Here is a 13,221-nt window from a genome sequence, read left to right on the forward strand (position 1 = left end):
AGACTATCTCCGCAATCGGCTTAGCCAGCGCTTCACGGCGTCGGCGGGCACCGTCATCGCGGCGACGCCGAACATGACCAGCACGAGCCCCAGCGCGAGGTTCGACGGCACGGATTCCCCGAGCAGAATTACCGACAGCGCGACGCCGATCGGAATCCGCAAATAGCCCTGCGCATTGGTCGTGAGCGTGCCGAGCCGCGTCAGGCACATGTAGAACAGCATCAGGCCGAATGCGCTGGAGAAGATGCCCATGGTGACGGTGGCGACCAGCGCTTGTGGCGTCGGGTGCAGCGTCCAGGGATGGTCGACGATCAGGGCGACCGGCAGCAGCACGGTGCCGCCGAACAGCAGCGAGCCGGCGGCGACCACCATGGGGTCATAGTCGGAGAGGCGAAGCCCGAAGATCGTGGCACAGGCGAACGAGACGGTGGCGAGCAGGATCGCGATCTCGGCGACAATCTCCCTGCCGAAGCCCGACAGCGCGTCGAGGCCGATGATCGCGACCGTGCCGGCGAGGCCGAGGATCGCGCCGACGAATTTGAGCAGCGAGGCGGGCTCGTGCCGGGTGATCGCCCAGGTGATCAGGAAGGCGAAGATCGGCGTCGTCGAGGCCAGCACCACGGTGTTGGAAGCCGGCACGTAAAGCTGCGCCCAGGTGATCACCAGGAACGGGATCGTCGAGTTGATGGTCTGCTGGAAGGCGAACAGCTTCCAGGCCTTGATATCGGTCGGGATGCGGATGCCGCGGATCCGCAGCACCACGAGCAGGAAGAGGGCTGCGACCAGCGAGCGCGCCGAGATGAAGGTGACCGGCGGAATCGAGCCGAGCCCGATCTTGGTCAGCGGATAGGTCGAGCTCCAGCAGCAGGCCAGCGCGAGCAGCAGTGCATAGTCGCGCCAGCCGCGCGCGCCGGGCGCTGACGTGGACGGAGTAGGCGTGATCGCGGGATTCGCTGTGCTCTTCGGCACCTTGATGTGGCTCCCCGCGCGTTGGCGCGCGAAGCAGCAATCTAACTTGGCCTTGCGCTGCAAGGCTAGGGGGAGCGGTTCAGAAGCGAAACCTGATGGGCGCCGGGCCGGCGTCCATCACGCGGAATTTGCCTGTGCTCCCCGCGCAGGGCCTAGCGCAGCACCTCGCTCAGCACCTCGCCATCGACCTGGTGCGGCGTGGTGCCGAGCAGCCGCATGATGGTCGGCGCCACGTCGATATTGCGCATGCGCCGCACCACGGTGTCCCTGCGGATCTGCGGGCCCGCAGCGATGAAGGTCGCGCTCATCACCGGAAGCTCGGGATCGTGACCGTGGGCGCCGTAGAAGTTCGGCATCGACAGCGCGGTGGTGGCCGAATTGAACGGCGCATCGCCCTGGCGCGCGACGCCGGGGTTCTGGATGCCGTCGAAATTGTAGCCGGGCGCCATCAGCGCGAACACGTCGCCATAGTCCTGGCCGACGGTCTTGCTGTTGCACTGTCCGGTTCCGGCGTCGCATTGCAGCGGCCGGGTCTCGACGACGGTGAAGATGCGCTGATCCTTCAGCGAGTAGTTGAAGCGCGCATTGGGATCGACCGCGTTCTTCACCGCATCGGTGATCTGCGCCACCAGGGCCCGGTAGGTTGCCAGGTCGACAGTGCCGCCGAACTCGCGGTTCTGCAGGTTGACGTAGATGTCGGCGGCAGGACCCGAGGACCCCGACCTTGCCGGTGTCGATGCCGGCGTTGCGCAGGATGTTGGTGAGATTGACCGAGGTGTGGAACGGCGCGAAGCCGTGATCCGACACCACGACGACGTTGCTGTCATGGCCCGCCGCATCCGCAATCTGCTTCACTGCCTTGTCGGCGGTCTGGTAGGCGAAGCGGATGTAGGAGGCGTAGCGCTTGACCTTGGCCGGATCCTGGTTGCCGCCGATCGAATTCGGGTCGGCCGGGTTGGTGCCCTGACGCGGATCGGTCAGCAGGAACTGGTGCTCGGAGCCGTCGGGCTGCTCGATATAGACCATGACGAGGTCGGCGTCCGGATGGGTCTTGATCGCGCGCTCGCCGATATTGGCCTGGTAGCGCACGAAGGTCTTCACCATGTCCTCGTACATCGTCTCGATCTCGACGTCGGGGAAATTGGTGAAGCCAGGGCTCAGGCGCTCCGGAATGCGGAAGTCGGCCTGCGGACGCCAGAAGCCGATGTTGTCGTTGATGTCGTCGACGTCGGCAAGCACGGGCGTGTTGCGCGGGATGTAGTTGGCGCCGTAGCGGGCGAAGCGCACTGTCGAGAGGTCCGGCGACAGCGCCGAGACGAAGTAGGCGGCGCCGACCTTGGCGCCGCTACCTTCGAAGAAGAACGGCGCGTTCTCGCCGCCGAACTTAACGTAGGCCGGCCCGGTCGACGGCGCGTGGAACGGTCCTGCGGTGATGCCGCGGTTTTCGTCGAAGAACACCAGCGTGTCGTAGTTTACCTTGCGGTCATTGGTGGTGTCGATCGCGGCGACGCGGATCGAATATTTGACGTCGAGCGTCGATGCGCTGGTGCAGGTTGCGGTCGCAGCTGCGGAGCACGAGAACGTCTCGATCGGCGCCGAGGTCACCAGCACCGGGCTGAACGAGAAATGGCCGGCAGCCTGCAGCGCCGCGACGATGCCGGGATCGGCCGTGAAGTCGCTGCGCGACAGCGAGAAGCCCTGGGCCCCGATGCCGCCGAAGGCGCCGAACGGTACCGTGAAGTCGGTCACGCGGGTGGGCTGGGCCGGCTGCACCACGGTCTTGTTGATCGCGATGTCGGCGCCGTCGCCGCCGGGCCACGTCGCCGTGACGACCTTCTTGCCCTGCTGGCGCAGCTGCACCCAGAGCGGTTGTGCCGTCGGGTGCGCCGAGGGGCCGAGCGGGCTCTCGCTGTAGCCGCCGATCGGCGCCGCAAAGCCGCTGATGCTGCTGGAGATCGGGCCGACGATCGGCTGGAACGTGTTGGAGGGGATGTCGTTATGCACCGCCGTCGAACCGGTCGCGATCGCAATGTGCGAGACCGCGGTTAGCGACGGCGACGCCGTCACGTTCTGCAGTGCCACGGCACCGCGCCGGCTGAGCCGGGCGAGGCCGCCATCGCGCGGCAACACGCCTTCCTCGATGAATTTCTGGATGAAATCGGGCTTGGCGCCGTCGAGCGAGATCATCACCACGCGCGGCTTGCGGCCGTGATGACCGCCGCCGTCATGGTCTCGATCTTGATCCTGGTCCTGATCGTGACCGCGGGACTCGCCGATGCCGCGATCGCCATTGTCGCCGTCCTGGCCGGCTCGCACTGGAGTTGCAACGCATGCCAGCGACGCGACAAGCGACATCGCGGACGTCACGGAAACAAACGTCTTCAATTTCATGAGAATGCCCCAACTTCGCTGCGCGAATGCACAAACGGAAACCGTTCAGCAATCTTCGGGGGCTTGGCTGACGCGCATGTGACGCGCGCGCGACGACGCAACGACAGCATGTCGTGGTGTCACGGCTCGCGTCTGAATGCGTTCACGCGAAGAACGCGCGTGAACACAACGCGCTAGCGCTGCGCCTTCGATTCAAGGCGTGGCGATGTAACGTCTGCATGACAGCGTGCGTCCACAGACCTGGCGCGTTTTCGAGCGAAGCGTGTAGCGTGAAGAAAGCGCGTCAAAGAAAAATGGGAACGGCCTCTAACCCCTGTTACGCCGTCTTCTCCGCGGGCACCTTGCGCTTGGTCCGCTTGATGGTGCCGGAGAAGCTGAACAGCGGCCGCTCGGCCGATATCAGCATCCCGCGCACGAAGATCAGCGATCCGCCGGCGCGGGTGACCTCGCCGGTGCATTCGATCAGGTCACCCTCGCGGGCGGCGTCAAGGAATTCCGAGGCGAACGAGACCGTGACGCCGGGACCCTGGAGCACCGGGGAGGCGAGCGCGAACAGGCAATAATCCGCGAACGTCATGAGGCAGCCGCCATGGACGTTGCCGGAGCCGTTGAGGTGCTTGGCGCCGACCCGGAACGCGCAGGCGATGCGGCCGTTCTCGTCCATGCGGTGGTAGAATGGGCCGGTATGGGTCTCGAAACTGTCCCGGGTCCAGGTCCGCCAGCCGGCGAATTCGCCCTCGGTTTCGACGTGCAGGTCAGGGCGGCGGTTGAATGCCGTATTGAGTGCGGTCTTGGCGAGTTCGTTCACGAAATCTGGCCTTCAATTATCGGGTTCGGGACCTTAAATCCGATCCATCCCCATTGTGCAAATCCCAGGCACAGATTCTGGCTGCAAATCCCGGGCCGCGTCCAACCGCCGCAAAGCTCTGGACAGGCCGGAAATGGGCCGTAAAAGGCCTTTTCGCCCCCGTTCGATCTACCTATTAAGGGTCCCATGACCGCGCCCAAGAATGACCCCAAGAACGAGCCTCAAATCACCCCCGAACTCGTCGCCGCCCATGGGCTGAAGCCGGACGAGTACGAGCGCATCCTGAAGCTGATCGGGCGGGTTCCGACCTTCACCGAGCTCGGCATCTTCTCGGCGATGTGGAACGAGCATTGCTCGTACAAGTCGTCGCGCATCCATTTGCGCGGGCTGCCCACCAAGGCCCCCTGGGTGATCCAGGGCCCGGGCGAGAACGCCGGCGTGATCGATATCGGCGACGGGCAGGCCGTGGTCTTCAAGATGGAGAGCCACAATCACCCGAGCTACATCGAGCCCTACCAAGGTGCGACCACCGGCGTCGGCGGCATCCTGCGCGACGTCTTCACCATGGGCGCGCGGCCGATCGCCTGCCTGAATGCGCTGAGCTTCGGCGCGCCCGAGCACCCGAAGACCCGGCATCTGGTGTCCGGCGTGGTCGCCGGCGTCGGCGGCTACGGCAATTCGTTCGGCGTGCCGACGGTCGGCGGCCAGGTGCGCTTTCACACCCGCTACGACGGCAACATCCTGGTCAACGCGATGGCGGTCGGTCTCGCCGACGCCGACAAGATCTTCTACGCCGCGGCCTCCGGCGTGAACATGCCGATCGTCTATCTCGGCTCCAAGACCGGCCGCGACGGCATTCACGGCGCCTCAATGGCCTCGGCCGAATTCGACGACGCCTCCGAGGAGAAGCGTCCGACCGTGCAGGTCGGCGATCCCTTCGCCGAGAAGCTGCTTTTGGAAGCTTGCCTCGAGATCATGGAAAAGGGTTGCGTGATCGCGATCCAGGACATGGGCGCGGCGGGCCTGACCTGCTCGGCGGTCGAGATGGGCGCCAAGGGCGACCTCGGCGTCGAGCTCGACCTCAGCGCGGTGCCGACCCGCGAGACCGGCATGAGCGCCTACGAGATGATGCTCTCGGAGAGCCAGGAGCGCATGCTCATGGTGCTCAAACCCGAGAAGGAGAAAGAGGCCGAGGCGATCTTCCGCAAATGGGGACTCGATTTCGCCATCGTCGGCTACACCACCCCGAGCAAGCGCTTCGTCGTCAAGCACGGCGGCGACGTGATGGCCGATCTGCCGATCAAGGAACTCGGCGACGAGGCGCCGGTCTATGACCGTCCGCATGTCGCCTCGACCGCGCTGCCGATGATCCGCGGCCAGGACGTCAAGCCGCCGCTCGGCATCGCGGAGGCGCTGACGAAGCTGATCGGCACGCCCGAACTGTGCTCGAAGCGCTGGGTCTGGGAGCAGTACGACCACGTCATCCTCGGCAATACCATGCAGCGTCCCGGCGGCGATGCCGCGGTGGTCCGCGTCGAGGATGGCCCGAAGGGGCTTGCGCTCACCGTTGACGTCACGCCGCGCTATTGCGAGGCCGATCCGTTCGAGGGCGGCAAGCAGGCGGTCGCGGAAGCCTGGCGTAACATCACCGCGGTCGGCGGCCGGCCGCTCGCGATCACCGACAATCTCAACTTCGGCAACCCCGAGCGGCCCGAGATCATGGGCCAGTTCGTCGGCTGCCTGAAGGGCATCTCGGAAGCCTGCCGCGCGCTGGACTTCCCGGTCGTGTCCGGCAACGTCTCGCTCTACAACGAGACCAACGGCCGCGGCATCCTGCCGACGCCCTCGATCGGCGGCGTCGGCCTGCTCGACGACTTCACCAAATCGGCGACCTTGGCGTTCAAGGCGGCGGGTGAGGCGATCCTGCTGGTCGGCGATACGCAAGGCTGGCTCGGCCAATCGGTCTACCTGCGCGATGTCTGCGGCCGCGAGGAGGGCGCTCCGCCGCCGGTCGATCTCGCCACCGAGAAGCGCAACGGCGACGTGGTGCGCGGCATGATCCGCGCCGGCACCGCGAGTGCGGTGCACGACGTGTCCGACGGCGGGCTCCTGATCGCGCTCGCCGAGATGGCGATCGCAAGCGGCATCGGCGCGCAGCTTTTGGCGGCGCCCTCCTCGATCGTGCCGCATGCCTATTGGTACGGCGAGGATCAGGCCCGCTACATCGTCACCGTGCCTGCGGCCGACGCGGGTCTCGTGCTGGCCAAGATGAAGGGCGCCGGCGTGCCCTGTGCGCGCATCGGCACCACCGGCGGCGACGTGGTTGCGGTGGCCGGCGAGCCGCCTGTGACCATCGAAAGCCTGTCCCGCGCCTTCGAGCACTGGCTGCCGAACTACATGCAAGGCGCTGCCGCCTGATCCAGATGGATCAGGCGCTGCGACGCCGAGCGAACAAATTCTCAATAGCGCGATGAATCCATCATCGCGCTATTGTCTTGTGTCCAGGCGCAATCTTCGGATCAAGCGCTAGGTGGCGCCGCGGATCGCGCGCCAGGCAAAGATGATGATCACTGCGCCGATGAAGCCGGCGACGAGATAGCTGATCCATCCGCCGCCCAGCGATATGCCGAGCAGACCCAACAGCCAGTTCGCCAGCGCGGCGCCGACGATGCCGAGGATGATATTCATGAAGATGCCGGTTCCGGTCTTCATGAACATCTCGGCGAGCCAGCCGGCCAATCCGCCGACGATGATTGCGGCGATCCATCCAATTTGAGGGTCGTTCATCTCATGACTCTCCTTGAGGTCAGCAGTCCGGCCAGCATAACCGAGAATCACGTGGCCACATGTGACCAATGGCAGGTTGTGCGCAACTTGTTGGCGACGGGCTCAAGCCTGCCGCGCACGGCGCTGTCGCCGTTCGGCCGCAGTGACAAGGATGCGGGGGCCGGGGCCCTCGGCGCCGAGCCTGTCGTCGCCATTGCGCAGCGGGCAATCGGTGAGCGAAAGGCAGCCGCAGCCGATGCAGCTGAACAGCTTGTCCCTGAGGTCGGTGAGATCGCTGATGCGCTGCTGCAGCGCCGCGGTCCAGGCGCGCATCGCGCGCTCCCATTCGCGCATGGTCGGCGCGCGATCGAGCGGGATCGCGGCGAAGGTCTGCCTGATCTCTTCCAGCGGAATCCCGGCGCGCTGCGCGATCCTGATCACCGCGATGCGCCGCAGCACGCCGCGCATGTAGCGGCGCTGGTTGCCGCTGGTGCGCCGGCTCGCGATCAGCCCCTTGCTCTCGTAGAAGTGAAGGGTGGAGACGGCGAGGCCGCTGCGCCGCGCCACTTCGCCGACTGAAAGCTCTTGTGCAAGCGCCATTTGTCTCGAGATCCCGGATTAGAGGTCCTGCAAGCTGCGAGCCTTGACCTCAACCATACTTGAGGTTTTATAACAGTCGCGGGCTTGCAGGGGCAAGCTTCCGGCCGAGAGGCTGGGGTTCGTTCTTGGAAGCGAAATGCCGTCCGCATCATCCTCGTCGCGCCGCTGGCTCGGGCTTCGCCCCAGGCCGTTCGGCATCACCCTCGTCTTGCTGATTTGTGCCGCGGCCGCGTCGGTCGCCTGGCGTGCCGGCGGCTCCAGTGCGTCCGCCAGGGCCACGACCGAGGCCCCGCCGACGCCGGTGGCGGCCATGGTGGTGCGGAGCGAGACTTTGCCCCGCTCGATCGAAGCGATCGGTTCGCTGCAGGCGGTGCGGCAAGTGATTCTGTCGCCCGAGGTTGCCGGCCGCGTCACCGCGATCAATTTCGATGCCGGTGCCGATGTCGCCGAGGGCGCTGCGCTGGTGCAACTCTATGATGCGCCGCTGCGCGCCTCGCGCGCGGTTGCGGTTTCCAAGGGACGCTTTGCACAATTGCAGGAGAAGCGTTCGCAGGGCCTCGCGCCGTCTGGCTTCGTGACCCAGGAGACGCTGCAGCAGCGGCAGGAAGACCTCAAGCAGGCCGACGCCGCGGTCGAGCAGCTCGATGCGCAGATCGCGCAGACGACGATCCGTGCGCCGTTCGCCGGCCAGATCGGCCTGCGCAAGGTCAATCTCGGCCAATACGTCAATGCCGGCGATGCGCTCGCGACGCTGACCGCGCTCGACCAGCTCTACGCCAATTTCACCGTTCCGCAGCAGCGCCTGTCAAATCTGAAGGTGGGAGGCGCGGTGACGATCCGTACCGATGCTTTCCCCGATCGGGTGTTCGAGGCCACGATCAACGCCATCGAACCGCAGGTCGCCGAGGATACCCGCAATGTCCTCGTGCAGGCTTTGTTCAGCAATCCCGACCGGCTGCTGCGGCCTGGGCTCTTCGTGATGGTGAATGTCGTGCTGCCGCCGCAGGCGGACGCCATCGTGGTGCCCGTCACCGCGATCCAGACCAGCGCGTCCGGTGATAGCGTGCTCGTCGTGCGCGACAACAAGGCGATCGGCGTCGCGGTCAAGACCGGGCCGCGCATCGGCGAACGCGTCGTGGTGGAGCAGGGGCTCTCGCCTGGCGACTACATCGTGACCGCGGGCCAGCTCCGCGTGATGCCCGGCGCCGCCGTCCAGATGACCATGGCGGAGACGCCGGAGAAGGGCCGCTAGCCCGCAAGCGGCAAGCGTCCAGAGGTAGGCATCATGCATTTCACCGACATCTTCATCCGCCGGCCGATCCTCGCGACGGTCGTCAGCCTGCTGATCCTGTTGATCGGCACCGCCGCGATGGTCTCGCTGCCGGTGCGGCAATATCCCAGCATGGAGAGCGCCACCATCCAGGTCGATGTGTCGTTTCCCGGCGCGACCCAGGACGTCATGCAGGGCTTCGTGACGTCGGTGATCGCGCAATCGATCGCGACCGCTAACGGCATCGAGTACATGACGTCGAACTCGACGCTCGGCACGAGCCAGATCAAGGCCAAGCTGGTGCTCAACGCCAATGCCGACCGCGCCATGACGGAGGTGCTCGCCAAGGTGCAGCAGGTCAAGTACCGCATGCCGGCCGGCGTGTTCGACCCTGTGATCACCAAGATCACCGACGGCGCGTCGGCGGTGCAGTACATCGCCTTCACCAGCGACACGCTGACGCCTGCACAGATCACCGACTTCGCCACCCGCGTGGCGCAGCCGCTGTTGACCTCGGTGCCCGGCGTGGCCTCGGCCGACACATCGGGCGGATCGTCGCTGGCGATGCGGGTATGGATCGATCCGTTCAAGCTCGCAGCGCGCGGCCTGACCGCGGCTGACATCGCCGCGGCTCTCCGCGCCAACAACGTGCAGGCGGCCCCCGGGCGGCTGCGCGGCGAGATGACGGTGACCAACATCACCGCGGCGACCGACCTGCGCAATCTCGACGATTTCCGCAAGATGGTGATCAAGACCGGCGCCGGTGGCGGCGGTCTGGTGCGGCTCGGCGACGTCGCGACGCTCGAGATCGGCGGTGAGAATTACGATTCCAACGCGCGCGACAGCGGCAGGCCCACGGTCTATATCGCGGTGCAGCCGACGCCCGATGGCAACCCGCTGGAGATCGTCGCCGCCACCGCCAAGGTGATCGAGGACCTCAACCGCGTCGCGCCGCCCGGACTAGAGGTCGCCGACGTTTTCAACATCGTGCACTTCGTCAAGGCTTCGATATCGGAGGTGCAGCACGCGCTGGCCGAGGCGATCGCGATCGTCGTGGTGGTGATCCTGTTGTTCCTCGGATCGTTCCGCTCGGTGCTGATCCCGGTCGTCACCGTGCCGCTGGCGCTGGTCGGCACCGCCGCGATGATGTTGGCGCTCGGTTTCTCCATCAATCTCCTGACATTGCTGGCGATGGTGCTGGCGATCGGGCTCGTGGTCGACGATGCCATCGTCGTCGTCGAGAATATCCATCGCCACATCGAGGAGGGGCTGAGCCCCGCCGATGCGGCCCTGATCGGCGCGCGCGAAATCATCGGTCCGGTGATCGCGATGACGATCACGCTGGCGGCGGTCTATGCGCCGATCGGCCTGATGGGCGGCCTGACCGGCAGCCTGTTTCGCGAATTCGCCTTCACGCTGGCAGGCTCGGTGGTGGTCTCGGGTGTCATCGCGCTGACCTTGTCGCCGATGATGAGCGCGCAGCTGCTGGGAGGGGCGACTTCGCACGGCCGGTTTGCCCGTTTCGTCGAGCATCAGTTCTCGAAACTGTCGCGCGGCTACAGCCGGCTGTTGGCTGCGACGCTCAAGATGCGTGCCGCGGTGCTTGTGGTCGCGGTCAGCGTGCTGGCGGCGATCGTGGTGCTGTTTCTCGGCAGCCAGCGCGAGCTCGCGCCGTCCGAGGACCAAGGCTATGTGTTCACCGTGCTCAGGGCGCCGCAATATGCCAGCGTCGACTACACCACGCGCTCCTCGGACCAGATCGAGCAGCTGTTTCGCTCGTTTCCCGAATACCACGCGAGTTGGTTCATCAACGGCACTGACGGACAGAACCATGCCTTCGGCGGCATCACGCTGACCGATTGGGACAAGCGCAAGCGCTCGGCCAACGACATCCAGAACCAGCTCTACGGCATGTCCTATGGCGTGCTCGGCGCCAGCGTGACGCCGTTCCAGCCCGCCGCGCTGCCGGCTGCAACCGGCGGCCTGCCGTTCCAGATGGTGGTGCGCTCGGCCGGCGATTTCTCAACCATCTATCAGGAGGTCGAGACGCTGAAGGGAGCAGCCTGGAAGAGCGGGCTGTTCGTCTTCGTCGACAGCGACCTTGCGTTCGACGGCCCGACCGCGCGGATCACGATCGATCATGCCAAGGCGGCCGAGGCCGGCGTCAGCATGCAGACCATCGCCGATACGCTCGCGGTGCTGGTCGGCGAGAACTACGTCAACCGCTTCAACTTCTTCGAGCGCTCCTACGAGGTGATCCCGCAGGTGCGGCAGGCCGACCGGATCACGCCGGACAATCTCGGAAACTTCAACGTCCGTTCGAGCTCCGGCCAGATGTTCCCGCTGTCGACGGTGATCAAGGTCAACATCAAGCCCGAGCCGAACCGACTGCCGCAATTCAACCAGATGAATGCGGCGACGATCTCGGCGGTGCTCAAGCCCGGCGTCACCATGGGGCAGGCGGTGGCGTTCATGCAGGCGCAAAAGCTGTCGCCGGGCATGACCGTCGACTGGCTGTCGGACAGCCGGCAATATGTCCAGGAGGGCAACCGCCTGATCGTCACCTTCGGCATGGCGCTGATCGTGATTTTCCTGGTGCTGGCCGCGCAGTTCGAAAGCTTCCGCGATCCGCTGGTTATCATGGTGACGGTGCCGCTCGCGGTCTGCGGCGCGCTGCTGCCGCTGTATTTCGGCTTCACCACGCTGAACATCTATACCCAGATCGGGCTCGTCACCCTGATCGGGCTGATCTCCAAGCACGGCATCCTGATGGTGAGCTTCGCCAACGAGATCCAGCACCATGAAGGGCTCGACCGCGTCGCCGCGATCCGGAAGGCCGCCGCGGTGCGGATGCGGCCGGTGCTGATGACGACGGCCGCGATGGTCGCGGGCCTTGCGCCGCTGCTCTATGCCGACGGCGCCGGCGCGGCCAGCCGCTTTGCCATCGGCATCGTCGTGGTGATGGGGATGCTGATCGGCACGCTGTTCACGCTGTTCGTGCTGCCGACCTTCTACATCCTGCTCGCCCGCGACCATCGCGCGGCGGCCGCCCCGCGCCTGGAAAGCGTGGCGGTGAGGGACGAGATCGCGGCGTGATCAAAGCACGTATTTCGAGCCGGGAATCCTGCGCAGCACGGCGGTGGCGGCCCAGCTCAGCGCCACGGTGGCGAAGAACGCAATCGCCGCCTTGGCGATCGCCGGCAATTCCATGTCGAACAGCCAGTATTGCAGCCACAGCACGATCGGATAGTGCACCAGGAACATGCCGTAGGCGTCGCCCTGCATGCGGTCGAGCAAGGTTGGCCCCGGCGCCTTCGATTGCAGGAAGTAGGCCAGGATCGCGAACAGGATCGAGGCGCTGAACAGCACGTAGAAGGTGCCGTAGGACGCGAGATACCAGCCCGGCAGCGGATCGGGGTTACCGATGACCCCGCGCTTGATGTAGATCATCACCCACATCAAGCAGTACGGGATCAGCGTGATGCCGGTCCAGAACCAGCGCCGCTCGGTCAGCCGCCCGTTTGCGCTGAGCAGCCCGCCCTCGAGGTTGGCCGCCCCGATCCCCGCACCGATGAAGAAATAGGACGCATACAGCAGTACCCGGCTCGCCTGCACCGAGAACGGTCCGAGCTCGAACCAGTAGTTCTGGCCGTAATGCACCAGCATCGGCAAATAAGCGGCGGCACTGACGACGACGAGGAACAGCCAGAACTTCGAGGGACGTTGAAATCCCTTGATCGACAGGCGGTTGATCGGCTCGAGCAGGCGCGATGACACCCGGTACAGCACGCTCGCCGTCAGGTCGAAGGTCATCAAGACCCAGACGAACCAGATCGGGCCGCTTGGCCACGGCCCGTAAATCATGGTCTTCCACCAGAACTCGGCGAAGGTCAGGTCCGGCGTTGCGCGCAGCGCGATCGCGTAATAGGCGATCGGAATCACGGTGAACGCGCAGATCACGAAGGGCAGGCCGAGCCGCAGCAGCCGGTCGCGCAGAAAGATCAGCCACGGCTTGTGGCCGAGCCCGGGCCAGACGAACAGCCCCGACAGGAAGAAGAACATCGCCATGAAGAAGCTGTCGGTGGCGAGCACGATGCAGTCGAAGCCGATCCACGACGTTGGGTCGGTGTGGCCGAAATGGGTGTAGGGGATCACCGCATGATGCAGCAGAACGACGAGCGTCAGGAAGGTGCGGGCGCGGTCCAGGGCGACATTGCGCTTGTGGAGCTTCGGTGCGGCCTGAACGTCGACGGCCGGAGCCGCGTGAGCAATCGATTTCATGGTGCCCCCAGCCGGGTCTGCATCCGGATGTTGCAATCGGGAACCCGATTCAGCAAGGCCCAATCGTCCCGATTCGGTGGTGTCGAGGTCGGTCATTTCAGTGGATCTGTTTCGTTCTGGAACCGGGGTCGGTAGA

Annotated in this window: 9 protein-coding genes; 3 read left to right on the forward strand and 6 right to left on the reverse strand. The window is 65.5% G+C overall.

What is annotated here, in order from left to right; translation table 11 throughout:
- Positions 1–3: 3 nt before the first annotated feature.
- The 3 genes from ACVISU_RS36480 to ACVISU_RS36490 form a co-directional block, all read right to left on the reverse strand.
- On the reverse strand, positions 4–969 hold the full coding sequence (locus tag ACVISU_RS36480) for a DMT family transporter (RefSeq protein ID WP_456710189.1): 966 nt from the start codon (positions 967–969) through the stop codon (positions 4–6).
- A gap of 117 nt (positions 970–1,086) precedes the next feature.
- Positions 1,087–3,360 carry an alkaline phosphatase family protein gene (locus ACVISU_RS36485; protein ID WP_456710190.1) on the reverse strand — a complete coding sequence of 758 codons (2,274 nt, stop codon included), beginning with the start codon at positions 3,358–3,360 and terminating at the stop codon, positions 1,087–1,089.
- Positions 3,361–3,676: 316 nt separating this feature from the next.
- Positions 3,677–4,168, reverse strand: a complete 492-nt coding sequence (locus ACVISU_RS36490; RefSeq protein ID WP_456710191.1) for a PaaI family thioesterase — start codon at positions 4,166–4,168, stop codon at positions 3,677–3,679.
- Between the two features lie 186 nt (positions 4,169–4,354).
- Between ACVISU_RS36490 and purL the strand changes: the two genes are divergently transcribed.
- A complete protein-coding gene (gene purL, locus ACVISU_RS36495; protein WP_456710192.1) occupies positions 4,355–6,586 on the forward strand; it encodes a phosphoribosylformylglycinamidine synthase subunit PurL in 2,232 nt (743 codons plus the stop codon).
- A gap of 108 nt (positions 6,587–6,694) precedes the next feature.
- Here purL and ACVISU_RS36500 read toward each other — a convergent pair whose 3' ends face one another.
- Both ACVISU_RS36500 and soxR read right to left on the reverse strand, forming a co-directional pair.
- Entirely contained in the window at positions 6,695–6,955 is a 261-nt protein-coding gene (locus tag ACVISU_RS36500; protein ID WP_050402006.1) for a GlsB/YeaQ/YmgE family stress response membrane protein, read from the reverse strand.
- A 102-nt stretch (positions 6,956–7,057) separates the two neighbouring features.
- Positions 7,058–7,534, reverse strand: a complete 477-nt coding sequence (gene soxR, locus ACVISU_RS36505) for a redox-sensitive transcriptional activator SoxR (RefSeq protein ID WP_050402005.1) — start codon at positions 7,532–7,534, stop codon at positions 7,058–7,060.
- A 136-nt stretch (positions 7,535–7,670) separates the two neighbouring features.
- Here soxR and ACVISU_RS36510 point away from each other — a divergent pair, with 136 nt between their 5' ends.
- Together ACVISU_RS36510 and ACVISU_RS36515 are read left to right on the forward strand one after the other, a co-directional pair.
- On the forward strand, positions 7,671–8,786 hold the full coding sequence (locus ACVISU_RS36510; RefSeq protein WP_456710193.1) for an efflux RND transporter periplasmic adaptor subunit: 1,116 nt from the start codon (positions 7,671–7,673) through the stop codon (positions 8,784–8,786).
- Between the two features lie 33 nt (positions 8,787–8,819).
- On the forward strand, positions 8,820–11,900 hold the full coding sequence (locus tag ACVISU_RS36515) for an efflux RND transporter permease subunit (protein ID WP_456710194.1): 3,081 nt from the start codon (positions 8,820–8,822) through the stop codon (positions 11,898–11,900).
- On the opposite strand, the gene ACVISU_RS36520 is transcribed toward ACVISU_RS36515, so the two are convergent.
- Positions 11,901–13,085, reverse strand: a complete 1,185-nt coding sequence (locus tag ACVISU_RS36520; protein ID WP_456710195.1) for an acyltransferase family protein — start codon at positions 13,083–13,085, stop codon at positions 11,901–11,903. It lies immediately after the preceding gene.
- Between the last annotated feature and the right edge of the window lie 136 nt (positions 13,086–13,221).

The organism is Bradyrhizobium sp. USDA 4452 (genome assembly GCF_054063575.1).

Excerpts from the sequence above, each read along its gene's own strand:
- ACVISU_RS36485 (WP_456710190.1), bottom strand. The coding sequence starts at position 3,360 with ATGAAATTGAAGACGTTTGTTTCCGTGACGTCCGCGATGTCGCTTGTC.
- purL (WP_456710192.1), top strand. The coding sequence starts at position 4,355 with ATGACCGCGCCCAAGAATGACCCCAAGAACGAGCCTCAAATCACCCCC.
- ACVISU_RS36500 (WP_050402006.1), bottom strand. The coding sequence starts at position 6,955 with ATGAACGACCCTCAAATTGGATGGATCGCCGCAATCATCGTCGGCGGA.
- soxR (WP_050402005.1), bottom strand. The coding sequence starts at position 7,534 with ATGGCGCTTGCACAAGAGCTTTCAGTCGGCGAAGTGGCGCGGCGCAGC.
- ACVISU_RS36510 (WP_456710193.1), top strand. The coding sequence starts at position 7,671 with ATGCCGTCCGCATCATCCTCGTCGCGCCGCTGGCTCGGGCTTCGCCCC.
- ACVISU_RS36515 (WP_456710194.1), top strand. The coding sequence starts at position 8,820 with ATGCATTTCACCGACATCTTCATCCGCCGGCCGATCCTCGCGACGGTC.
- ACVISU_RS36520 (WP_456710195.1), bottom strand. The coding sequence starts at position 13,085 with ATGAAATCGATTGCTCACGCGGCTCCGGCCGTCGACGTTCAGGCCGCA.